Genomic DNA, 21,601 nt, shown 5'->3' with positions numbered 1-21,601 from the left:
TGCGAACCGATTTCACCGCGTCCGCGGTGGCGTCGTCAGCGCCGGGCCAGTGAAAAGTCGGCATATATTCGCACATCCTAATGGAACTTTTGGCATCGGCTCCGCTTCTATGGTTCGGAAGGAGCGAAGGAATGAGCCGACCCCGGAATACAGCCCGCCGCGTGGCTCAGCTGCAAAACCGGCTATCCCTCAACCCGATGCACGGCCTCCTGCAAGCGCGTGACGGGCTTGCCGCAGATGCCTGGAAGGCTGTCGCCGGCGTTGGACGGATGGGGTTTGATGTCAGCACGGCTGTCAGAGGCTTGCGATGGCTGGCGCTCACGATGGTCTGCTGCGGCTGTGCTGCCTGTGCGACCACGCAAGCGCCCAACAGCAAAGGATATATTTCCGAAAAGGCCGACGGCGTGAAGGCAGGGCCGCGGGTCGCCTACGGCAAGAAAATTCACAAGGGCGGTGGCCGCTATATGATCGGCAAGCCCTATGTGGTGAAGGGCAAGCGCTATCATCCGAAGGAAGAGCCGAACTACGACAAGAGGGGCGTCGCTTCCTGGTACGGCTCGGCGTTTCGCGGGCGCCTGACCGCGAACGGCGAAATCTATGACCCGGATCACCTTTCTGCCGCGCATCCGACCCTTCCCCTGCCCAGCTATGTGCGGGTGACCAATACTGCAAACGGTTCGTCGCTCGTCGTGCGCGTCAACGATCGCGGCCCCTTCCACAACGGTCGCATCATCGACCTGTCCAGCAAGGCAGCCGACATGCTGGGCCTGAAGCACCGCGGCACGGGCCCCGTCCGGGTGCAGTATGTGGACCACGCCCGCTTGGGCGAAAACGATATGCCCTATCTCATGGCCTCCTACGTCAAGCGCAGCGGCCGCTTTCCGGTCCGCGATCCACCTCGGATCGCAACGGGCCTGATGGTGGCCTATCGGTCGCTGGGCGACCATTTGCGGAGCAACGGTCAAGCTCTGTGGTCGACGCTTGCCGGGAACATGCCAGGCGCCTCCTACCAGACGGCGACCAGCGCCGCTGCCGCGTTCCAGACATTCGATCAATTCACGATATTGCCTGCGCGCGCAAGCTTTGAGCCACCGCCGCAATACGCCCTCGCCGACGGCCCGGGCGGCGATACAGATGCCGACTATTGCCTGAACGAGAATGACGGGGTGCGGGGCATGTGCGAGGTTCAAGTTCTCCCTCTAGCGGGTCGCAACAAGCGTCTGACCGGCGTGATCTCCATAAGGCGGCGGCGCCGAAGCGGCTGGCGCAGGACACAATCATCCCTGCCTGACGCTCCCAAAGCGCCGCAAGCGGCAGCCACTCAAGACGGCGATTGCTGCAAGTTGCCTCGGCGACACCAGTTGGGCCCACAACTCACTATTGCGATTTAATCGGATGCGATCTATATAGTGACAAAGGCCTATTGAAGGATCATCCCTGTGACCGCACCGCAAACAAAACCAGGCTCCGACCCCTCCCCCCAGCCCGGCAGCAAAAAGCTTTCGAATTTTCTCTGCTTTGCGGTCTACTCGGCGAACCTCGCCTTCGGCCGCGCCTACAAGCCGATCATGGATGCGCTCGGCCTGACCTATACCCAGTATATCGCCATGGTCGCGCTGTCCGAAGAGGACGACCAGACCGTCGGCGCGCTCGGCGAAAGGCTGTTTCTGGAATCCAACACGCTGACGCCGATCCTCAAGAAGCTGGAGCAGACCGGCTATATCCAGCGCAAGCGTGATCCCGCCGACGAACGGCAGGTGCGTGTGAGCCTGACGCCGGCCGGGCGCAGTGTGCTGGAAACGGACCCCGGCGCATCGCTGATTGGCGCGACCGGGCTCGGGGACGATTTTTTCGTGGTGCAGCAGGCCGTGGCAAGGCTACGCGACAATCTCTTGGCGGCCACGCAGCGGGACAAAGCCTGACCGGCGGGCCGAGCATGACACGAACTTGAGGAGGCCTTGCCCCTCACCTTAGCCCTCTCCCCGCGGGCGGGGCGAGGGGAGGTGCCCCTCGGCTTGACCGCCGAGAGTAACGAAACGCGTGCGGCAAGTCTCCTTCTCCCCGTCTAAACGGCAGGGCAATGGCATATGGATTTGCGGCTTGCTCCCTCTTCTCCCCGGCGGGGAGACCCGCAGGGCCGGATGAGGGGACGGCTGGCACCGAAATCGCAAAAACCCCCTCATCGCCTCGCATACGCTCGGCACTTCTCCCCGGCGGGGAGAAGAAGGAGTTTGTCGCAATCGCCTTCGATCCATATGCGATTGCCCTGGCCAAAAGGGTAGAAGGTGCCCGGCAGGGCGGAAGAGGGGCCACAGCCACGCTGTCAAACGGCCATGTCTTCGAGACACGGAAAATGCTCTATCCATGTTTTGACGGAAATCCGGACGCAAAACCGCGTCGCACGTTTCCGGAATTTGCTCCAGAAATACAGAATGCGGCCGGATCGGCCGCAGCAAGGTTAGCGTCCAAGAGCGTCGGGTCTGCCGCCGGCAGGCAGACCCGACCGATCGGGCTCAGAGAAGGTTGGTGGCCACGTCGACGTTGCCGCGCGTCGCCTTGGAATAGGGGCAGATTTCATGGGCTGCGTGGATCAGTTCATGGGCGACGTCGCGGTCGGTGCCCGGCAAGCTGACATTGAGGCGCGCCCGCAGGAAGTAGGAGCCATCATCGACGTTGAGATCAATCTCGGCATGGACCTCGGGACCCGCCGGAAGCTTGATGTTTCTCTGGGCGGCGGCGACCTCGATCGCGCCCATGTAGCAGGCCGACCAGGCGGCACCGAACAGGTTTTCGGCGGCCGGGTGGGGCTGCGCCAGCTTAACATCCAGCTTGCCGTCGCTGCTGCGGGCAAAGCCGTCGCGGCCGCCCTTGTTGTGGGTCTTTCCGGTGAAAAGAAGCTTCTCGGTCATGGTGATGTCCTTTGTTTGCGGTTTTGTTCGTATCCGATCTAATCGGATGCGAGTTAAATACGCCGGACGCAGGCCCTTGTCAACACTATTCCGATTTAATCGGATACGATTTATCTCGCCGAGGCGGAATCGACGCAAATGCGCTGCCTCCATCATTCCCGTTCATCCCCGCCCTTGGCGCCCGTGCCATACTCCTCCCGTCCCGCCATCGGATACACCGGAGTGCGTTGCCGGCGAGGCGGGGCCGGTGCCCGGGTGATTTGGCGAAACGCACGCGAAATCTCCGGGGCTGCGTGAAAGGCGGTTCTCCTCCGGTCCGCAAATGGGCCGGGCGTGCCGGGCATGTCACACCACGGGCGGTTCACCCCGCCGGGCGGCTTTGCCACCCAAGGGTCAAGGGCATGCCCCACCATATTGAAAGGCCTGGCGGATAAGAGGCCGGGCCGGGGCATTGGAGGCTTCTTTCTTAAGAAGCGCAGAAGAACCTGAGAAGCGCGGCAAAAGACACCGAAACGGGGCACATCGCGTGTCACCTACTCCTACTTACCTGAGGCACCCGATGTGCCCCGGCCGAACTGCTCTTTGAAAACCACGGCGAAGTTTTCGCGCGTGAATGAAAGGCGTGCCGCTCGCTCCTCTTCGCCCCCTCCGGGGGACGATGCCCGAAGGGCAGGTGGCGCCCCGCACCGTGCATCTGCCACAAGCCGGATCGTCGCCCATCGCCTCGCGGGGAAGAAGAAGGGGCAAGCCGCAAAATTCCTATGCGATCGCCTGCCCCTCGTGACGGGCATGACGCAAGGAGAAGCGGCACCCCGTCAGGCAGAAACGGGCCATGCCGCCACCATTGATTTTAGCTGTCCGCGGCGTTATATCCGCTCTTCGTGGTGATTTGGCCGGCCGGCTTGCAGCCACGTTAAACAAGTTGCTAAAGGGCCGTGCATGCGCAAGCAAAGCGGGCCGGTAGCGATCTTGTCGTTGCCGGTTTTTTTGTTCCGGCCGCTATTCCTGCTTGTCCTGACCCGAGTGTTGCCCATGCCCATCAAGATTCCCGATACGCTGCCCGCCTTCGAGACCCTCGTCAAGGAGGGGGTCAGGGTGATGACCGAAACCGCGGCGATCCGCCAGGACATCCGCCCGCTGCAGATCGGGCTCCTGAACCTCATGCCGAACAAGATCAGGACCGAGGTGCAGATGGCGCGCCTCGTCGGCGCCACGCCGCTGCAGGTCGAGCTTTCGCTGATCCGGCTCGGCGGCCACAAGGCCAAGAACACGCCGGAAGAGCATCTGCTTGCCTTCTACGACACCTTCGACGAGGTCAAGCATCGCAAGTTCGATGGCCTGATCATCACCGGCGCGCCGGTCGAGACGCTGGACTACGAGGACGTCACCTACTGGGGCGAGATGCGAGAGATCTTCGACTGGACGCACACCCATGTCCATTCGACGCTCAACATCTGCTGGGGCGCGATGGCGGCGATCTACCATTTCCACGGCGTGCCGAAACACACGCTGAAGGAAAAGGCCTTCGGCGTCTACCGCCACCACAATCTCAACCCGTCTTCGGTCTATCTGAACGGCTTCTCCGACGATTTCCAGATCCCGGTATCGCGCTGGACCGAGGTGCGCCGCGCCGATATCGAGAAGGTGCCGGGACTGGAAATCCTGATGGAATCCGACGAGATGGGCGTCTGCTTCGTGCATGAGAAGGCCGGCAACCGCCTCTACGTCTTCAACCATGTCGAATATGATTCGACCTCGCTGTCGGAGGAATATTTCCGGGACGTGAATGCCGGCGTGCCGATCAAGATGCCGCACAACCATTTCCCCCACAACGACCCCGAACTGCCGCCCCAGAACCGCTGGCGCAGCCACGCGCATCTGTTGTTCGGCAACTGGATCAACGACATCTACCAGACGACGCCCTATGATCTCGCCAATATCGGGAAGGACAGGACATGATGGCCGATTTGGTCATTCGGCCGCTCGAGCGCACCGACGAAGCCGACTGGCGCCGTCTGTGGAAGGCCTATCTGGCCTTCTACGAAACCACCCTGCCGGAGGAGATCTATGCGCTGACCTTCTCACGCCTCTTGAGCGGCGACGCGCATGAGTTTGCCGGTCTGCTGGCGGTGCTCGACGGCCGGGCGGTCGGGCTCACGCATTTCCTCTTCCACCGCTCATGCTGGTTCGAAAATCCGGTCTGCTATCTGCAGGACCTCTATGCCGATCCGCAGGTGCGTGGACGGGGGATCGGCCGCGCCCTGATCGAGGCTGTCTATGCGAGGGCGCAGGCGGCAGGGACGCCGAAGGTCTACTGGATGACGCAGGAATTCAACGCCACGGCCCGCCAGCTCTACGACCGGATCGCAGCGAAGTCGCCATTCATTGTCTACCAGAAGATGCTGTGAACGGCATCGGCTGCGGCGGCGGATCCGTCGTGAATTGTATGACTTTTCGGTTGCCGCGCTGCACGAAATGACGCAGTTTGCCGCCCGAATAAGTGGAGGATAAAGCCGTGCAGACAGAAACTTTCGGCCATTTGCCGTCCGGCGAACCGGTCCATCGCCTCATCATCCGCGGCGGCGGGCTGACCGCAAACATCCTCACCTGGGGTTCGGTCATCCAGGACCTGCGCCTCGACGGCCACGCCGCGCCGCTGGTTCTCGGCTTCGAGAACTTTCAGGATTATCTCGATCACTCCCCCTATTTCGGCGCGACGCCGGGCCGCAACGCCAACCGTATCGGCGGCGGCCGCTTTTCGATCGACGGCACGCCCTACCAGCTCGAATTGAACGAAAAGGGCGTGACCCACCTGCACGGCGGCAGCGACGGCATTGCCAAGCGGCTGTGGACGATCGTCGACCGCGCCGAAGACCGCGTCGTGCTTGAGATCACCGATCCCGACGGCCGCGCCGGCTATCCCGGCAATTGCACCGTCACCTGCACCTATACCGTCACCGACGGCGGCGTGCTCAATGTCGTCTACGAGAGCACGACCGACCGCGCGACCATCTGCAATGTCTGCCAGCACAGCTATTTCAATCTCGACGGCGCCGCCGACGCGCTCGGCCACGACGCGATGATCGCTGCCAATCACTACCTGCCGACGGATGCGCTGCAGGTGCCGACCGGCGAAATCCGTGCTGTCGAGGGAACCGCCTTCGACCTGCGCTCGATGACGCCGCTGCGTCGCCAGATGGAAGGCGACAAGATCGCCTACGATCACAATTTCTGTCTCGCCGATGCCCGCGGTCCAAAACAGCCCGTTGCCCTGGTGCGCAGCATCAATTCCGGCGTTTCGCTGGAGGTCCGCACCACCGAACCCGGCGTGCAGTTCTACACCGGCTTCAAGATGAATGTCCCGGTTCCGGGTCTCGAAGGCCGCCGCTACGGCCCCTTCGCCGGCTTTTGCCTCGAAACGCAGATCTGGCCGGATGCGGTCAACCATGCCGGCTTCCCCGAGGCCGTGCTGCGGCCGGGGGAAACGCTCAGGCAGGAAACCGACTACGTCTTTACCCGGAACTGACATCCTGCTGAGATAGGCCATGCCTGAGCCGCGGAGGGATGGACGGATGACGACACCGACCCATGACAGAATAGCACTGGTGACCGGCGGCGGCACCGGCATCGGCCGCGCCATTGCCGAGGCGCTCGTCGAAAGCGGCTTCACCGTCGTCATCTCCGGCCGCCGCTCCGACGTTCTGCAGGCAACCGCACGCGACATGGCCGCCCATACCACAGGCACGGTCAGGGCCTTCGCCGCCGATGTCGGCGATCCGCAATCGGTCGCCACCCTCTTCCAGACCATCCGCCACGATTTTGGCCGCCTCGACCTGCTCGTTAACAATGCCGGCATGAGCCTGCCGGCAGTGCCGATGGAGGACATCAGCTTCGAGCAGTGGAACGCCATCGTCGCCGCCAATCTGACCGGCGCCTTCCTCTGCACCCAGCAGGCGATGAAGCTGATGAAAGCGCAGACGCCACGGGGCGGCCGCATCATCAACAACGGCTCGATCTCCGCCTCGACGCCGCGTCCGTTCTCGGCGCCCTATACCGCCACCAAGCACGCCATCTCCGGCCTGACCAAATCGACAGCACTCGACGGCCGCCCCTTCGACATTGCCTGCGGCCAGATCGACATCGGCAACGCCTCGACCGACATGACGGCGAAGATGGGGGGCGGCGTGCTGCAGGCGAATGGCGAGACCGCCAGCGAACCGACCATCCGCGCCAAGCTTGTCGCCGACGCCGTCGTCTACATGGCCAGCCTGCCGCTCGAAGCCAACGTGCTGTCAATGACGGTCATGGCGACAAAGATGCCCTATGTGGGGCGCGGCTGAGCGCTGCTGCACATCCTGAAGGCCCGCTCTGGGCTTAATCGGGCTGCCGGCTAAAGAAAATCGGGAACTGCCTGCGTCCCTCCCGCGTTCACTGCCAGGAAAAGGAGAACCGACATGGCAAAGAACACGATCCCCAAGAAAGTTGCGGGCTACAAAGTGCCGAAGGCCATCCGTAAATCGTCCGTCATTCGCTCGCTGCTCGGCAGCGACCTCGGTCGCGACGTGCTCGCGAACGCCCTGACGGCGGGCGCAGGCGCCGCCGCTGCCATTCTCATCGGCGAACGGGAAGAAATCGTTGACGCGACCAAGAAGGGCGCGCGCAAGGGAGCCAGGGCCATGGGCCTCGCCACCGATGCCATCCGCGGCGCTGCGCAAGCGGCTACGGAAGTGGTGCGGGAGGCCGCGGATACAGCCCTGCCAAAAAAGGTGCGCAAGCAGGCAAAAGGGCGGAGGCGCGCAAACAAGGGCCCTCGCCAGGGCGCCGCCGTCCACTGAGGCCGACGTCGCACCGGGAATTTCCAGGAAAGGAGCGACGGCTGGAACGCTTCCTTCAAAAGCGCTTTGGCCACTCCATCAGAGACCGCGCCGCAGCAGCGGCCGTCGCCCACGTTCTCCTGCGCCTCGCGCGCAAACACCCCTGGATTGCCGCAGATCTGCTGCTCGCCGGGGTGGGGCGCGGCGGAAAGGTCGGCCTGCGCGAGATCGCCAGGCGTCTGCGCGGCAAGGTGAAAGATCACCGGGCAGCCGAGAGGAAAGCGCAGCGGCTGCAAGCACAGGTGCGTGGCTGAGCCGATCGGCTACGGCCGCCTCGCCGCACATTCCTGTCGAAGGCGCTTTCCCAAGCATCCGGTTGCGGACGCCGATGTCGGCTTGAAACGGCGCGGCGAGCTATTCCTCGAAGCGGCTCGTGGCGTCACGATCGCGGTCGTATCGTCTCGCAAGCGGAAACGGCGGCAACCAGGACTCGCGACGGATGATCCAGCTTTCGTAGGTCGGCATCAGCTGGTCGGGGGCATCGAGCGATCCGAGGTTCACTTCGACCTCGTCAGCGGTGCGTGCGAAAACGGACGAGCCGCAGCGGGGACAGAAGAACCGCCCCAAGTAGTCGCGTGTTTCGCCGTCGATCGTCACCGCATCCTGCGGGAATATCGCGGAAGCGTGAAAAAGCGCCCCATGATGCTTGCGGCAATCGAGACAGTGACAAAGGCCGACCCGGTATGGCCTGCCCGAGGCTACGATGCGGACGTTTCCGCACAGGCACCCCCCCGTGTATCGGTCCATGCGCGTCTCCTCCAAAATCAAGCGGCGGAAAATAACTACAACGAACGGGATTGTCGGCGCAATTGCCCGCTGCAGAGCCGATCGCTTCGCGTGACGAATTCGCAGCTGTGTGGGGAACACCCTGACTTGCGAGAGCCGTCAATGCCTCGTGTCAACCGCGCCGGAAAACACAAAAGCCCCGGCGAACCGAGGCTTGCGACAACTTGGAAAGAATGGAGCGGGTGAGGCGATTCGAACGCCCGACCCCAACCTTGGCAAGGTTGTGCTCTACCCCTGAGCTACACCCGCTCATTGTCGACGGCCTGGGGTAGTCAGTGGCCGAAGGTCGCTGCGTTGCGGCGACGGGCGCTATATGGCCCAGCCGTTTTCCAAATGCAACAGGGAAATGACGGCTTGTCGAAGAAATTTTTTCAGGAACGTCGCAACTCCCTGAAAACAAGGCGTTTTGCAGCCTTCGCAAATGCGGAGATTGCGCTTGGCTGCCCTTCGCCGTAAATCAGGACCGCCATTTTCAAGACGAAGGAACCCGCCATGAGTGAAGTGCAGCCGAAGACGCAGGACGAATTGTTCCAGTTTCTGGACAGCCTCGGCATCGAGCACACGACCAAGCGGCACGCGCCGGTCTTTACCGTCGCCGAATCGGTCGCGCTGCGCGACGAGATCCCCGGTGGACATACAAAAAACCTGTTTGTGAAGGACAAGAAGGACAATTATTTCCTGCTCACCGTCGAAGAGAACGCAACCGTCGACCTGAAGACCGTGCATACGATCATTGGCGGTGCCAGCAAGGTTTCCTTCGGCAGACCGGAGAAGCTGATGGAATATCTCGGCGTCGTTCCCGGCGCGGTCACCGCCTTCGGGGTCATCAACGACACGCAAAAACAGGTGAAGATCATTGTCGACGAAGCTCTGATGAAGGAGGCGACCGTGAACTGCCACCCGCTCGCCAATGATGCGACTACATCGATCGCCTCCGGGGATCTCCTGCGCTTTATCGAGGCGACGGGACACGAACCGCTTGTCTTGAAAGTGGCGTCCTGACATACGATCTTTGACGGGAAACCGAGCAGCGACGGGCAGACGGGCGAAAACGCCCGCGAGGAGACATGGATGAGCGGCAGCGATAACCCCTATGCAGGATCCTATGGCAACCAGATGACGGCGACGGCCAGTTATGGCGGCGCGGCGGCCAAGGCTCCCGCAACGGCGGCGGCTGGCGACCTCATCAAGGATACGACGACCGCCAGCTTTTCCCGCGACGTGCTGGAGGCCTCGCGCCAACAGCCGGTTCTCGTCGACTTCTGGGCCCCCTGGTGCGGCCCCTGCAAACAGCTGACGCCGGTGATCGAGAAGGTCGTCACCGAGGCACAAGGCCGCGTCAAGCTCGTCAAGATGAACATCGACGATCATCCGTCGATCGCCGGCCAGCTCGGCATCCAGTCGATCCCCGCCGTCATCGCCTTTTCCGGGGGCCGCCCGGTCGATGGCTTCATGGGCGCGGTGCCGGAAAGCCAGATCCGCCAGTTCATCGACAAGATCGCCCCACCCGTGGTCGATGACCGGGCAGCCGAGATCGAGGCGGCGTTGACCGAGGCAAAGACGCTGCTCGATCAGGGTGATCTTCAGAATGCCGCCGGCCTTTTCGGCGCGGTGCTGCAGGCGGATCCGGAAAATGCCGCGGCGCTGGCCGGCCTTGCCAACTGCATGATCGAGGCGGGCGACCTGCAACAGGCACGCGAGATCCTGTCCAATCTCTCCGATACACTGGCCAAGGACGCCAGCATCGTCGCCGTCATCAAAAAACTCGGCCAGATCGAGGAAGCCCGCAAGCTCGGCGACCCCGATGCGCTGGAACAGGTTCTTGCCACCAATCCCGACGATCACGGCGCGCGCATCAAGCTTGCCAAGATCCGCAATGTCGAGGGCGACCGCGCGGCGGCAGCCGATCACCTCTTGCAGGTGATGAAGCGCGACCGGACCTTTGAGGACGACGGCGCGCGGCGCGAACTTCTGCAGTTCTTCGACGTCTGGGGCCCGATGGACCCGGCAACGCTCTCCGCACGGCGGAAGCTGTCGTCGATCCTGTTCTCGTAACAGCTTTGTGACGCGGTCCCTTGAGATTTCAGGTGGGCGCACCATTTCTTGTCCTTAAGCGGCGGCAAGGCCGCACTCGCCGAGAAAGCGCCTGACAGCGACGGGGTATGGTCAGAAATGCAAGTTGGAAATGCACGTTATCTCAGGCCCCAGGACCTGCCGGAGACGCTGCCGGTATTTCCGCTGACGGGCGTGCTCCTGCTTCCCGGCTCGCAATTGCCGCTGAACATTTTTGAGCCGCGCTACCTGGCCATGTTCGACGATGCGCTGGCGGGAAACCGCCTGATCGGCATGATCCAGCCCTTCTTCGGCGAATCGCGCGAAGAAGCGGGCCAGGCGCATGTGCAGGCGCTTTGCCAGGTCGGCTGCATCGGCCGGATCACCTCGTTTGCCGAGATGGAAGACGGCCGCTACCTGACGTCGCTCACCGGCATCTGCCGCTTCCGCCTGTTCGATGAGCTGCATCCGACGAAGGGCTACCGCAATTTCCGCATCGCGCCTTTCGCCACCGATCTCAACGGACCGGATGACGAGGCGCAGGTCGACCGGGGAGCCCTGCTTGCCGCCTTCAAGGCCTATCTCGACGCCAACAAGCTGGAGGCGGACTGGGAAAGCGTCGAGCGGGCCAGCAATGCCACCCTGGTGAATTCCATGGCGATGATGTCGCCCTACGGCCCGGCCGAGAAACAGGCGTTGCTGGAAGCCCCCGACCTCAAGACCCGCGCCGAAACACTGATCGCCATCACCGAGATCGTGCTTGCCCGCAGCTTCGGCGACATCGAGACCATCCTGCAGTAGGCGCAAATGATGGAAGACAGGACCAGTCGCGTGGACCCCAAACTGCTCGAACTTCTCGTCTGCCCGCTGACCAAGGGCCGCCTCAGCTATAACGCCGCCGACAACGAATTGATTTCGGAAAAGGCAAAGCTCGCCTATCCGATCCGCGACGGCATTCCGATCATGCTGATCTCCGAGGCACGCAAGATCGAGGATTGATCGCTGCGATCACCGCATGAACTTCCACTATGCGTTGAAAGCCCCTCATCCGCCCTGCCGGGCACCTTCGCCCCGCAGGCGGGGGAAGGACGGTGCCGCGGACCCCTCGCCAAATCAGGGCAAGTCCCCTCTCCCAGCTTGCAGGGAAAGGGTTAGGGTGAGGGGCTCTCACGGGATTCCAGCGTTCAGATCGGCTGGCCGCCGAGCAGCTTCGGCTCACCCTGCCCGCCAAGTCCCGAAGCCTGCCGGATGAAGAAAGCCTTCAGCGACGGCATGCGATCGACGAGCCCCAAGCCGAAATCGCGCAGCGCCCGGATCGGCGTGACGTCGTTGGAAAACAGCCGGTTCAGCACGTCCGTCGTCACGCCCATCCGGAACGTGTCGAAGCGCCGCCAGCTCTGGTAGCGCTCGAGCACCGCAAGCGAGCCGATATCGAGACCGAGCCGGTCGGCCTCGACGATGGTCTGCGCCAGCGCCGCCACATCCTTGAAGCCGAGATTGAGGCCCTGGCCGGAGATCGGATGGATGCCGTGGGCGGCGTCGCCCGCAAGCGCGAAACGCGGGGCGACAAAATCGCGCGCCAGCGTCAGGCCGAGCGGGAAGGCCTGGCGCGCGCCGACGACCTTGAGCGCTCCGAGCTTGTGGCCGAAACGCCGTTCCAGCTCTTCCTCGAAGACCAGGTCATCGCTGGCGATCAACCGCTCCGCATCCCGCGTCAGCTCCGTCCAGACCAGCGAGGACCGGTTGTTCTTCAAGGGCAGCGTCGCGAACGGCCCGGCCGGCAGGAAATGCTCCTGCGCCGTGCCGTCATGCGGGCGCTCGTGCTCGACGGTGGTGACGATGCCGGACTGGCCATAGTCGAAATCCACCGTCTTGATGCCTGCCGCATCGCGCAGTTTCGAGCGCACGCCGTCGCAGGCGACCAGCAGCCGCGCCTCGATCACTTCGCCGCTCGCCAGCGTGACGGTGACGCTGTGATCGCCGCTCTTGAAATCCTTCGCGACCGCAGACGCACGGATATCAATACCGAGCACGCCGGCAGCCTTGCGCAGGGCGCCGACCAGCGCCACGTTCGGCACCATATGGGCAAAGGGCCGTCCGTCGACGCCGCCTTCCTCAAACGTCAGGAACACCGGACGGACCGGATCTGCGGTTTTCGAATCGGTGATCACCATGCGCTTGATCGGCTCGGCTTCCGGTTCGATCTCGCTCCAGATGCCGAGCACGTCGAGCATCTGCGCCGCGGCGGCGATGATCGCCGAGGCGCGCTCGTCCTTCTTCCAGGCCTGTTCTGGGGCCCCGTCGATCAGGGTTACGGAAAGGTGCGGTGCCGCCTTCTTGACGGATACGGCCAGCGACAGCCCGACATAACCGCCGCCCGCAATCACCACATCGATCATCTCAGTTCTCCCGTCGCTCTTGAGCATTGCTTCTCGCCTATATAGATCATTGGCACGCGCCTTCCTACCACCGGCGCCATTCTGCCCCTGGAGATTGCCGAAATGTCGCGCCCCAATGACACCCCTGGCCCGATGGATGTTCTTCTGCAGACGCTGGACCTTGAGAAGCTCGAGGAGAATCTCTTTCGCGGCCGCTCGCCCCAGGTGGGCTGGCAGCGTGTTTTCGGCGGGCAGGTCATCGGCCAGGCACTGGTGGCGGCACAGCGCACCGTCAGCGAAGGCCGCTACGTGCATTCGCTGCATGCCTATTTCATGCGGCCGGGCGATCCCACTGTTCCGATCATCTACGATGTCGACCGCATCCGCGACGGAGCGAGCTTCGCCACCCGCCGCGTCGTCGCCATCCAGCACGGCAAGGCGATCTTTGCCCTGTCGGCCTCCTTCCAGTTTGACGAAGACGGCTTCGACCACCAGATCGCCATGCCGGACGTGGCGCCGCCGGAAAGCCTGATGGGCGAGCAGGACATCAAGGAGAAGTTCCTGGTGAATGCGCCCGAGGCGATCCGCCGTTACTGGGAACGCCCGCGGCCCATCGAAGTTCGCCCGGTGTCACTCAAGCACTATTTCTCGCGCGACACGCTGGAGCCGGTGCAGGACGTGTGGGTGAAGACAGTCGGAACCGTTCCGGACGAACGCCATATCCAGGCGGCCGTGCTTGCCTATATCTCCGACATGACGCTGCTCGACACGGCGCTCTACGCCCACGGCACCTCGGTCTTCGACCGCGACCTGCAGGTGGCGAGCCTCGATCACGCCATGTGGTTCCACCGGCCCTGCCGCATGGACGACTGGCTGCTTTACACCCAGGACAGCCCGAGCGCGTTCGGCGCGCGCGGCATGACCCGCGGCAGCCTTTTTGATCGCTCCGGTGTCCTGATTGCCTCGGTTGCCCAGGAAGGCTTGATCCGGAAAAAGGCATCTGAATAAAAAAGCGTCGTTTTTTATTTTTTGCCCATTTTTTCATCGTTTAAATTGACGTTTTTTTAACATTTTTCCGGCGCCGCCCGGCAAAATGTGGCGTTTCCATGTCTTTTCATAGGGTTAAGGCCACTGTTCGAATCTGGCACGCGCCTTGAATGGCAATGCACGGTCGTTGGGGAATTTGCGCTCGGCGGCAAGGAGAGACGGCCCCGAGCCGAAGATGAACAAGGATGGGAAACCAGATGAAAATTGTGATGGCCATTATCAAGCCGTTCAAGCTCGATGAGGTTCGCGAAGCCCTCACCGCTGTCGGCATTCAGGGCCTGACCGTGACCGAGGTCAAGGGTTACGGGCGCCAGAAGGGACACACGGAAATCTATCGCGGCACCGAATATGCCGTCAGCTTCCTGCCGAAGCTGAAAATCGAAATCGCCGTCGCTTCCGAGATCGTCGACAAGGCCGTCGAGGCGATCGCATCCTCGGCCAAGACCGGCCAGATCGGCGATGGCAAGATCTTCGTCTACTCGATTGACCATGCGGTGCGCATTCGTACCGGCGAAACCGATTCAGAAGCGCTGTAAGTCACGGCCGTTCAGGGAGCTATATTTCAGATGTCCTCACTTAAACTTTCCACCTCTCTTGGACGCGTGAGCGCTGCAGTTGCAGCCTTCCTCGCCCCGGCCATTGCCTTTGCGCAGGAAACGGCGCCGGCCGCCGCTGAAGCCGTGGCCGCAGCGCCGGTCCCGGACAAGGGCGATACCACCTGGATGCTCGTGTCCTCGGCGCTCGTGCTCCTCATGACGGTTCCTGGTCTTGCCCTCTTCTATGGCGGCCTCGTGCGCACAAAGAACATGCTGTCCGTGCTCATGCAGGTGCTGATGATCGCTGCCGTCGCGATGATCATCTGGGTCGTCTATGGATATTCCATGGCCTTCACAGCCGGCGGCAGCCTGAACTCCTTCGTCGGCGGCTTCTCCAAGCTGTTCCTTGCCGGCGTCGACACGACGACCGTCGTTGAAACCTTCTCGAAGGGTGTCGTCATTCCGGAACTGGCATTCGTCATCTTCCAGATGACCTTTGCTGCGATCACCCCCGGCCTCATCGTCGGCGCCTTCGCCGAGCGCGTGAAGTTCTCCGCGGTGATCCTGTTCACGATCCTGTGGCTGACCTTCATCTACTTCCCGATCGCCCATATGGTCTGGTTCTGGGGCGGCCCGAGCCTCTATGCCGATCCGTCCGGCCTGATCTTCGGCTTCGGCGCCATCGACTTCGCCGGCGGCACCGTCGTTCACATCAATGCCGGCATCGCAGGCCTCGTTGGCTGCCTGATGATCGGCAAGCGTACCGGCTTCGGCAAGGACATGATGGCTCCGCACTCCATGACGCTCACCATGGTCGGCGCTTCCCTTCTGTGGGTCGGCTGGTTCGGCTTCAACGCCGGCTCCAACCTTGAAGCCAATGCCTATGCCGCGCTCGCCATGATCAACACCTTCGTCGCCGCCGCTGCCGCCGTCATCTCCTGGTCGGTCGTCGAAACCTTCACCCGCGGCAAGGCCTCGATCCTCGGTGCCGTGTCGGGTGCGGTTGCCGGCCTCGTCGTCATCACGCCTGCCGCCGGCTTCGTCGGCCCGATGGGCGCCATCGTCATGGGTCTCGTCGTCTCGCCGATCTGCTACTTCTTCGTCTCCACCGTGAAGAACAAGTTCGGTTACGACGATACGGCTGACGTCTTCGGCGTTCACTGCATCGGCGGTATCCTCGGCGCGCTGCTGACCGGCGTATTCGTCAACCCGGCGCTGGGCGGCGCAGGCATCGTCGACTATTCGACCGCCGACTTCGCCGCCGGCTATGCTGGCACTGCAGCCCAGGTCTGGTCGCAGTTCAAAGGCGTCCTTGTCACGCTGTTGTGGTCGGGCATCGGCTCGGCGATCCTCTACAAGATCGTCGACGTGATCATCGGCCTGCGCGTCACGGTCGAAGCCGAGCGCGAAGGTCTCGACCTGTCGTCGCACGGCGAAGCTGCCTACCACTCCTGAGAAATTGCGGAGCCGGCAAAGCCGGCTCCGTTCACAGTCCCGTCGCGGCTTCGTGTTCACGAAACCGCATCTTTGCCCGGATCTCGCATCCGGGCTTTTTTTGTGGCCGGCTTGTCTTGGCCGTGGAAAACCGGCGCGGCAGGCGCGTTTCGCGTAAACGAAGCATCAAGGTTAATAGGGCTTTAACCCTCCTCTGCTTACGGTGGAAACATGTGCGCATTGCGCTTTGCAGACGAACGGGCAGCAGGTCACCATGAGCAGAAGCAATCAGGCGGTATTCGACAACCGTTCCAACCGGTTTGTGCTTTCCACATTTGTCCTAAGGCAGGTGGCCGCGCTGGCAGGCTTCTCGTTGTTCGTCGCGCTCGGCTTCGCCGTCGCCGCCTTGTCGACCTGGAACGTCTCCGATCCGAGCTTCTCCTATGCAACGGCGGATGCCCCGACCAATATTCTCGGCTACACCGGCGCGGCCTTCGCTGACATCTTCATGCAGTTCTTCGGCATTGCCAGCGTCGTGGCGCTGCTTCCCGTCGTTGCCTGGGCCCTGGTGCTGATCTTCAGCAAGCCCTTCGACCACATTCTCAAGCGCGCCGCCGCATGGTTCGGCGGCTCGGTGCTCGCCTCGGCAGCACTCGGCTGCATCCCGGCGCCGGTCACCTGGCCGCTGCCGAGCGGCCTCGGCGGTGTTTTCGGTGACATGATCCTGCGGTTCCCGGCGCTTTTCACCGGCACCTTTCCATCCGGCACGTTCGGCGCGGTGCTGGGCACCCTGCTTGCCCTGCCCGCCGCCTATTTCCTGGTCTACAGCGCCGGCCTGATCGGCGTTGCCGACACGGAAGAGGATATTCCGGAGCCGGCACCGGCGCCGAGCAAGGCGCGCACCGTCCGCGACGAGCTGGAGGACGACGAATCCGAAGGCATCGTCATGGTGATTGCCGGGGCGCTCACCCATATGCGCTTCACCGCCCAGGCGCGTTTGCGCCGGCTGTTCGGCCTTGCCGGCCGCCGCAAACCGGCCGCGCGCCATTATGACGAACCCTACGATTTCAACACCGACGAATTCGGCACGCTGAACGAACCGGTGCGTCCAAAGGTCATGTCCCGGGCCGAGCGCGTCGAACCGTCGCTCGACCGCAGCGAGCGTCGCGTCGTCACAGTGCCGCCGATGTCGATCGACGACGACGAGGAAGACGATTTCCTTGACGCCGGCCGCCGCCCGGCCGGCATCATGCCCGAAGATGACGCGGACGACGATGTCGCCGCCGATTGGGCGCCGGTTCCAGCACCGCGCAGGCAGCAGCCAGCCCAGGCGAGCGGACGCGTGATCCCGGCCGCGCCGCCCCCCAAGACAGGCCAGCGCATCGAGCGCGAGGCACAGGCCTCCTTCGTCTCCGACGACGGGGACTTCACCCTGCCGCCGCTGCACTTCCTCGCCGAGCCGAAGAATGTCGCGCGCGACGCGACGCTGTCGGCTGACGCACTGGAACAGAACGCCCGCATGCTCGAAGGCGTGCTGGAGGATTTCGGCGTCAAGGGCGAGATCATCCATGTCCGCCCGGGCCCGGTCGTCACGCTCTACGAACTGGAGCCCGCCCCCGGCATCAAGTCGTCGCGCGTCATCGGCCTTGCCGACGACATCGCCCGCTCGATGTCAGCGATCGCCGCCCGCGTCGCCGTCGTGCCGGGCCGTAACGCCATCGGCATCGAACTGCCCAACCAGCGCCGCGAAACCGTTTACCTGCGTGAACTGCTGGGCAGCCGCGATTTCGAACAGAGCAAGGCACGTCTGGCCATGGCGCTCGGCAAGAATATCGGCGGCGAGCCCGTCATCGCCGATATCGCCAAGATGCCGCACCTGCTCGTTGCCGGTACCACCGGCTCCGGCAAGTCGGTCGCCATCAACACCTTCATCCTCTCGCTGCTCTATCGCCTGACGCCCGAGCAGTGCCGCCTGATCATGATCGACCCGAAGATGCTCGAACTCTCGGTCTATGACGGCATTCCGCATCTGCTCTCGCCGGTCGTCACCGATCCGAAAAAGGCCGTCGTCGCGCTGAAATGGACCGTGCGCGAGATGGAGGAGCGCTACAAGAAGATGTCGAAGATCGGCGTGCGCAACATCGACGGCTTCAACAGCCGCGTCGAGCAGGCGCTGGCCAAGGGCGAGCAGATCAGCCGCACCGTCCAGACCGGCTTCGACCGCCAGACCGGCGAAGCCATCTACGAGACGGAAGAATTCGACCTTGCCCCGATGCCCTATATCGTCGTCATCATCGACGAGATGGCCGACCTGATGATGGTAGCCGGCAAGGACATCGAAGGCGCCGTCCAGCGGCTCGCCCAGATGGCCCGCGCCGCCGGCATCCACGTCATCATGGCAACGCAGCGTCCGTCCGTGGACGTCATCACCGGCACGATCAAGGCCAACTTCCCGACCCGCATCTCCTTCCAGGTGACCTCGAAGATCGACAGCCGCACCATCCTTGGCGAACAGGGTGCCGAGCAGCTGCTCGGCATGGGCGACATGCTCTACATGGCCGGCGGCGGCCGCATCCAGCGCGTCCACGGTCCCTTCGTCTCGGACACCGAGGTCGAGGACGTCGTCGCCTACCTGAAGACGCAAGGCGCGCCGCAATACCTCGACGCCATCACCGAGGATGACGACGAGGACGGCGAAGGCGGCGGTCCGGCCGGTACCTCCAACCTCGCCGAATCAGACGACCCTTACGACCAGGCAGTCGCCATCGTGCTGCGCGATGGCAAGGCTTCGACCTCCTACGTCCAGCGCCGCCTCGGCATCGGCTACAACCGCGCCGCCTCGCTGATCGAGCGAATGGAGCAGGAAGGCATCATCGGCCCGGCCAATCACGCCGGCAAGCGCGAGATTCTGGTTCCCACCGAAAGTGAAATCACCGGCCGCTGACGCCGCGCATGCCCTCGTCGCGCTTGCCCAGCGAAAAGGCCCGCGTGACCTCACGGCGAATTGAAGAGGGGCGCAGGCAAGGCCTTGAAGGCGCCGCACTTGCGCTCCACATGAGACTGAAATGAAGGAGATTGCCATGACAGAAACCGCAACCGGCCGCCGCGGACAGAAGCACGCGTTTTCGCTGCCGCGCCGATGGCTTGTCAGTGGTCTCGCAGCCCTTGCCGCCGTGGCCTTCATCGGCCCGGCCGCCGAGCCCGCCATGGCGCAGGCGGGCATCGCCCAGAAGATCGCCGATCATTTCGCCTCGGTGAAGACGATGAGCGGCGAGTTCGTGCAGTTCGGCCCGCGCGGCGAGCAGACGGGCGGCAAGTTCTATATCAGCCGTCCCGGCAAGATCCGCTTCAACTACGAGGCACCCTCGCCGATGCGCGTCATAGCCGATGGCAAGTCGGTCGTCATCGGCAACCAGAAAATGAAGACCTGGGACATCTATCCCTTGTCGAAGACGCCGCTGAAGCTGCTCTTGTCCGACAATATCGACCTGACCGGCAAGATGGTACGCAACGTCAAGGAAGAGGCCGACCTGATCACCATCGTGCTCGGCGACAGAAGCGTCTTCGGCGATGCGACGATCACCCTGATGTTCGACCCGAAGACCTATGACCTGCGCCAGTGGACGATCACCGATGCGCAGAAGAAGGACACGTCCGTGATGATCTTCAACGTCAAGAACGGCGTGCCGATGGACGACAAGGTCTTCCAGATTCCCTATGACGACGTGCGCAACAAGTCGAAGTGATTCCATTCCCTGACAGTTATGAGAATACCCCCTCTGTCACTTCGTGACATCTCCCCCTCAAGGGGGAGATCGGGAGCGAGGCCAGTTACACGCCAATCTCCCCCCTTGAGGGGGAGATGCCCGGCAGGGCAAAAGGGGGGTGAAAGGCCACCGCCGTGTGTTGTGATATGACGCGCAGGACACGTCAGGCCGACGATGCCTCGCGGTCGATTCGCCGCGTCATCAGGATCTCGTCGATCTCCCGTCCCTCGTGGATCGTGCCGCCGGGTATACGGCCAACCTCGACAAAACCTTCCCGCCGGTAAAACCGGATGGCCGCCGGGTTTTCGGCGCTGACGGCAAGCTCCAATTGCCGGATACCGCCTTGTCGGGCATGCCAGACAATTGCTTCGAGAAGCGCTCTCGCGTGACCGCCGCCGCGCCGGTCGCGACGCACATAAACCATGACGAGAGTGGCCCGGTGCGCCATCTTGCTGGCGCCCTGCCGAATGAGCCCCATGATGGCAACCGGCTCTTCCTCGTGAAAATCGACGAATACCGCGTTGACAGTCAGGCGGTGGCGCCACTCGTCGTCCGGCAGCTTTTCCCAATCCGCGGCGCTGCTGGCAAAGAAGGCAGGCTCGGCGCGCAGCGCTTCGAGCCGGATGCGGCGAAAGATATCGAAATCCTCGGGGCCGAGATGCCGGATCATGCGGGACCTTTCCGGAGAAGCCGCGCCGCAATGATCGCGGCAAATGAAACCTGAACGGCAATAGATATCACCAGACACAACTGTCAATATCGGACGCAAATTCAATGGCCAGGCGCGAAAAAAGCCCTTATGACCGCGGTACACGACAGCAGCGAAATACCCCCCTCTGTCACTTCGTGACATCTCCCCCTCAAGGGGGGGAGATCAGGAGCAAGAGGCCAGCCCCGAGCCAATCTCGCCCTTGAGGGGGAGATGCCCGGCAGGGCAGAGGGGGGTAAACGGTCTCTGCGTGGCTTATGACGTACCTTCACCAAGCGTATCCAAGGAAAGACTTCCCGCATGGCATTGTCGATCGCGACCTGGAACATCAACTCGGTGCGCCTGCGCATGCCGCTGGTCGAACATCTGCTGACCACATGGTCGCCGGATATTCTCTGCCTGCAGGAGACCAAATGCCCGAACGATCTGTTTCCGTTTTCGCCGCTGAAGGCGCTCGGCTACGAGCACATCGCCATCCACGGCCAGAAGGGCTACCACGGCGTCGCCACCATCTCCCGCCTGCCGCTGCACGAGCTGACCGACCGGCGTGATTATTGCGGCGTCGGCGATGCCCGCCACCTCTCGGTGGTGTTCGAGAAATCCGGCAAGAATATCCGCCTGCACAATTTCTATGTGCCGGCGGGCGGCGACGAGCCGGACCGTGCGATCAATCCCAAATTCGGCCACAAGCTCGATTTCATCGACGAGATGAAGCTGCTGCACGCCGAAAGCGAGGCCGGCATTTCTTCCATCCTCGTCGGCGACCTCAACATCGCGCCGCTGGAGCACGACGTCTGGTCGCACAAGCAGCTTCTGAAAATCGTCAGCCACACGCCGGTCGAGACCGAGGGGCTCACCGCCGTCATGACTGGCGGCGCCTGGGTCGATCTGATGCGCCAGCACGCGCCGTCGCCGGAAAAGCTCTATACCTGGTGGAGCTACCGCGCCAAGGATTGGGAAGCCGCCGATCGCGGCCGCCGCCTGGACCACGTCTGGTCCTCCGCCGACCTTTCGCCGCACCTGACCCGCGTCGATATCCTGAAGGAAGCCCGCGGCTGGGAGCGCCCGTCAGACCACGTGCCGGTGATCGCCCACTTCGATCTTTGAGA

21 protein-coding genes, 1 tRNA gene and 1 riboswitch are annotated in these 21,601 nt (G+C 63.0%); of the genes, 17 read left to right on the top strand and 5 right to left on the bottom strand.

Translation table 11 applies throughout. From position 1 onward, the window contains the following. The first annotated feature begins 131 nt into the window (after positions 1-131). The gene (locus JNB71_RS20670) at positions 132-1,391 is read left to right on the top strand and encodes a septal ring lytic transglycosylase RlpA family protein (RefSeq protein ID WP_431029450.1); all 1,260 of its coding nucleotides are present in this window, start codon (positions 132-134) and stop codon (positions 1,389-1,391) included. Positions 1,392-1,439: 48 nt separating this feature from the next. Next, the gene (locus JNB71_RS20665; protein ID WP_346657292.1) at positions 1,440-1,922 is read left to right on the top strand and encodes a MarR family winged helix-turn-helix transcriptional regulator; all 483 of its coding nucleotides are present in this window, start codon (positions 1,440-1,442) and stop codon (positions 1,920-1,922) included. 591 nt (positions 1,923-2,513) lie between these two features. On the opposite strand, the gene JNB71_RS20660 is transcribed toward JNB71_RS20665, so the two are convergent. Beyond that, entirely contained in the window at positions 2,514-2,909 is a 396-nt protein-coding gene (locus tag JNB71_RS20660) for an Ohr family peroxiredoxin (protein WP_220373650.1), read from the bottom strand. A gap of 871 nt (positions 2,910-3,780) precedes the next feature. Then, positions 3,781-3,858, top strand: a riboswitch (SAM riboswitch). Positions 3,859-3,941: 83 nt separating this feature from the next. Here JNB71_RS20660 and metA point away from each other — a divergent pair. The 5 genes from metA (at position 3,942) to JNB71_RS20635 (ending at position 7,744) form a co-directional block, all read left to right on the top strand. Continuing rightward, positions 3,942-4,868: a homoserine O-acetyltransferase MetA gene (gene metA, locus JNB71_RS20655; protein ID WP_220373649.1), complete on the top strand. Its 927-nt coding sequence runs from the start codon at positions 3,942-3,944 to the stop codon at positions 4,866-4,868. Next, complete coding sequence (locus JNB71_RS20650; protein WP_220373696.1) at positions 4,868-5,317, top strand: GNAT family N-acetyltransferase; 450 nt, start codon at positions 4,868-4,870, stop codon at positions 5,315-5,317. The genes metA and JNB71_RS20650 overlap by 1 nt, the downstream gene beginning before the upstream one ends. Before the next feature lie 92 nt (positions 5,318-5,409). Next, positions 5,410-6,435, top strand: a complete 1,026-nt coding sequence (locus JNB71_RS20645; protein WP_220373648.1) for an aldose epimerase family protein — start codon at positions 5,410-5,412, stop codon at positions 6,433-6,435. A 46-nt stretch (positions 6,436-6,481) separates the two neighbouring features. Then, entirely contained in the window at positions 6,482-7,249 is a 768-nt protein-coding gene (locus tag JNB71_RS20640; protein ID WP_220373647.1) for an SDR family oxidoreductase, read from the top strand. 114 nt (positions 7,250-7,363) lie between these two features. Further along, complete coding sequence (locus JNB71_RS20635; protein ID WP_220373646.1) at positions 7,364-7,744, top strand: hypothetical protein; 381 nt, start codon at positions 7,364-7,366, stop codon at positions 7,742-7,744. Positions 7,745-8,137: 393 nt separating this feature from the next. On the opposite strand, the gene JNB71_RS20630 is transcribed toward JNB71_RS20635, so the two are convergent. Further along, complete coding sequence (locus JNB71_RS20630) at positions 8,138-8,530, bottom strand: GFA family protein (protein WP_220373645.1); 393 nt, start codon at positions 8,528-8,530, stop codon at positions 8,138-8,140. Positions 8,531-8,743: 213 nt separating this feature from the next. Then, positions 8,744-8,818 (bottom strand) — tRNA-Gly (locus JNB71_RS20625). A 243-nt stretch (positions 8,819-9,061) separates the two neighbouring features. Here JNB71_RS20625 and JNB71_RS20620 point away from each other — a divergent pair. The 4 genes from JNB71_RS20620 to JNB71_RS20605 all read left to right on the top strand — a co-directional run bounded on the left by JNB71_RS20620 (position 9,062) and on the right by JNB71_RS20605 (position 11,620). Beyond that, positions 9,062-9,571 (top strand): prolyl-tRNA synthetase associated domain-containing protein, encoded by a 510-nt coding sequence (locus JNB71_RS20620; protein WP_220373644.1) that lies wholly within the window; start codon positions 9,062-9,064, stop codon positions 9,569-9,571. A 69-nt stretch (positions 9,572-9,640) separates the two neighbouring features. After that, positions 9,641-10,624 carry a thioredoxin gene (gene trxA / locus JNB71_RS20615; RefSeq protein WP_220373643.1) on the top strand — a complete coding sequence of 328 codons (984 nt, stop codon included), beginning with the start codon at positions 9,641-9,643 and terminating at the stop codon, positions 10,622-10,624. Positions 10,625-10,741: 117 nt separating this feature from the next. After that, positions 10,742-11,422, top strand: coding sequence for an LON peptidase substrate-binding domain-containing protein (locus JNB71_RS20610; protein WP_220373642.1), 681 nt, complete (start codon positions 10,742-10,744; stop codon positions 11,420-11,422). 9 nt (positions 11,423-11,431) lie between these two features. Further along, on the top strand, positions 11,432-11,620 hold the full coding sequence (locus tag JNB71_RS20605) for a Trm112 family protein (protein WP_018328586.1): 189 nt from the start codon (positions 11,432-11,434) through the stop codon (positions 11,618-11,620). Between the two features lie 185 nt (positions 11,621-11,805). Here JNB71_RS20605 and JNB71_RS20600 read toward each other — a convergent pair whose 3' ends face one another. Continuing rightward, positions 11,806-13,020 (bottom strand): ubiquinone biosynthesis hydroxylase, encoded by a 1,215-nt coding sequence (locus JNB71_RS20600; protein ID WP_262927114.1) that lies wholly within the window; start codon positions 13,018-13,020, stop codon positions 11,806-11,808. Between the two features lie 102 nt (positions 13,021-13,122). Between JNB71_RS20600 and tesB the strand changes: the two genes are divergently transcribed. The 5 genes from tesB (at position 13,123) to JNB71_RS20575 (ending at position 19,762) form a co-directional block, all read left to right on the top strand. Further along, positions 13,123-14,007 (top strand): acyl-CoA thioesterase II, encoded by an 885-nt coding sequence (gene tesB / locus JNB71_RS20595; protein WP_220373640.1) that lies wholly within the window; start codon positions 13,123-13,125, stop codon positions 14,005-14,007. Positions 14,008-14,231: 224 nt separating this feature from the next. Beyond that, on the top strand, positions 14,232-14,582 hold the full coding sequence (locus JNB71_RS20590) for a P-II family nitrogen regulator (RefSeq protein ID WP_018328583.1): 351 nt from the start codon (positions 14,232-14,234) through the stop codon (positions 14,580-14,582). Between the two features lie 30 nt (positions 14,583-14,612). Further along, the gene (locus JNB71_RS20585; RefSeq protein ID WP_220373639.1) at positions 14,613-16,037 is read left to right on the top strand and encodes an ammonium transporter; all 1,425 of its coding nucleotides are present in this window, start codon (positions 14,613-14,615) and stop codon (positions 16,035-16,037) included. A gap of 253 nt (positions 16,038-16,290) precedes the next feature. After that, positions 16,291-18,960 carry a DNA translocase FtsK gene (locus JNB71_RS20580; protein ID WP_220373638.1) on the top strand — a complete coding sequence of 890 codons (2,670 nt, stop codon included), beginning with the start codon at positions 16,291-16,293 and terminating at the stop codon, positions 18,958-18,960. A gap of 136 nt (positions 18,961-19,096) precedes the next feature. Beyond that, entirely contained in the window at positions 19,097-19,762 is a 666-nt protein-coding gene (locus JNB71_RS20575; protein WP_223215933.1) for an outer membrane lipoprotein carrier protein LolA, read from the top strand. Positions 19,763-19,946: 184 nt separating this feature from the next. Here JNB71_RS20575 and JNB71_RS20570 read toward each other — a convergent pair whose 3' ends face one another. Continuing rightward, a complete protein-coding gene (locus tag JNB71_RS20570) occupies positions 19,947-20,453 on the bottom strand; it encodes a GNAT family N-acetyltransferase (RefSeq protein ID WP_220373636.1) in 507 nt (168 codons plus the stop codon). 339 nt (positions 20,454-20,792) lie between these two features. Here JNB71_RS20570 and JNB71_RS20565 point away from each other — a divergent pair, with 339 nt between their 5' ends. Then, positions 20,793-21,599 carry an exodeoxyribonuclease III gene (locus tag JNB71_RS20565; protein WP_220373635.1) on the top strand — a complete coding sequence of 269 codons (807 nt, stop codon included), beginning with the start codon at positions 20,793-20,795 and terminating at the stop codon, positions 21,597-21,599. The last annotated feature ends 2 nt before the right edge of the window (positions 21,600-21,601 follow it).

It is taken from the genome of Rhizobium herbae (assembly GCF_019511375.1).
Classification (GTDB): Bacteria; Pseudomonadota; Alphaproteobacteria; order Rhizobiales; family Rhizobiaceae; genus Pararhizobium; species Pararhizobium herbae_A.
This window is presented reverse-complemented; position numbering and strand designations above follow the sequence as displayed.

Bases quoted from the DNA above. Each gene is read 5' to 3' on its own strand.
- JNB71_RS20590 (WP_018328583.1), top strand. From the start codon at position 14,232: ATGGGAAACCAGATGAAAATTGTGATGGCCATTATCAAGCCGTTCAAG.
- JNB71_RS20585 (WP_220373639.1), top strand. From the start codon at position 14,613: ATGTCCTCACTTAAACTTTCCACCTCTCTTGGACGCGTGAGCGCTGCA.
- JNB71_RS20610 (WP_220373642.1), top strand. From the start codon at position 10,742: ATGCAAGTTGGAAATGCACGTTATCTCAGGCCCCAGGACCTGCCGGAG.
- JNB71_RS20630 (WP_220373645.1), bottom strand. From the start codon at position 8,530: ATGGACCGATACACGGGGGGGTGCCTGTGCGGAAACGTCCGCATCGTA.
- JNB71_RS20640 (WP_220373647.1), top strand. From the start codon at position 6,482: ATGACGACACCGACCCATGACAGAATAGCACTGGTGACCGGCGGCGGC.
- JNB71_RS20650 (WP_220373696.1), top strand. From the start codon at position 4,868: ATGGCCGATTTGGTCATTCGGCCGCTCGAGCGCACCGACGAAGCCGAC.
- JNB71_RS20580 (WP_220373638.1), top strand. From the start codon at position 16,291: ATGAGCAGAAGCAATCAGGCGGTATTCGACAACCGTTCCAACCGGTTT.
- tesB (WP_220373640.1), top strand. From the start codon at position 13,123: ATGTCGCGCCCCAATGACACCCCTGGCCCGATGGATGTTCTTCTGCAG.
- JNB71_RS20600 (WP_262927114.1), bottom strand. From the start codon at position 13,020: ATGATCGATGTGGTGATTGCGGGCGGCGGTTATGTCGGGCTGTCGCTG.
- JNB71_RS20570 (WP_220373636.1), bottom strand. From the start codon at position 20,453: ATGATCCGGCATCTCGGCCCCGAGGATTTCGATATCTTTCGCCGCATC.
- JNB71_RS20605 (WP_018328586.1), top strand. From the start codon at position 11,432: ATGGAAGACAGGACCAGTCGCGTGGACCCCAAACTGCTCGAACTTCTC.
- JNB71_RS20620 (WP_220373644.1), top strand. From the start codon at position 9,062: ATGAGTGAAGTGCAGCCGAAGACGCAGGACGAATTGTTCCAGTTTCTG.
- metA (WP_220373649.1), top strand. From the start codon at position 3,942: ATGCCCATCAAGATTCCCGATACGCTGCCCGCCTTCGAGACCCTCGTC.
- JNB71_RS20635 (WP_220373646.1), top strand. From the start codon at position 7,364: ATGGCAAAGAACACGATCCCCAAGAAAGTTGCGGGCTACAAAGTGCCG.
- JNB71_RS20565 (WP_220373635.1), top strand. From the start codon at position 20,793: ATGGCATTGTCGATCGCGACCTGGAACATCAACTCGGTGCGCCTGCGC.
- JNB71_RS20670 (WP_431029450.1), top strand. From the start codon at position 132: ATGAGCCGACCCCGGAATACAGCCCGCCGCGTGGCTCAGCTGCAAAAC.
- JNB71_RS20575 (WP_223215933.1), top strand. From the start codon at position 19,097: ATGACAGAAACCGCAACCGGCCGCCGCGGACAGAAGCACGCGTTTTCG.
- trxA (WP_220373643.1), top strand. From the start codon at position 9,641: ATGAGCGGCAGCGATAACCCCTATGCAGGATCCTATGGCAACCAGATG.
- JNB71_RS20660 (WP_220373650.1), bottom strand. From the start codon at position 2,909: ATGACCGAGAAGCTTCTTTTCACCGGAAAGACCCACAACAAGGGCGGC.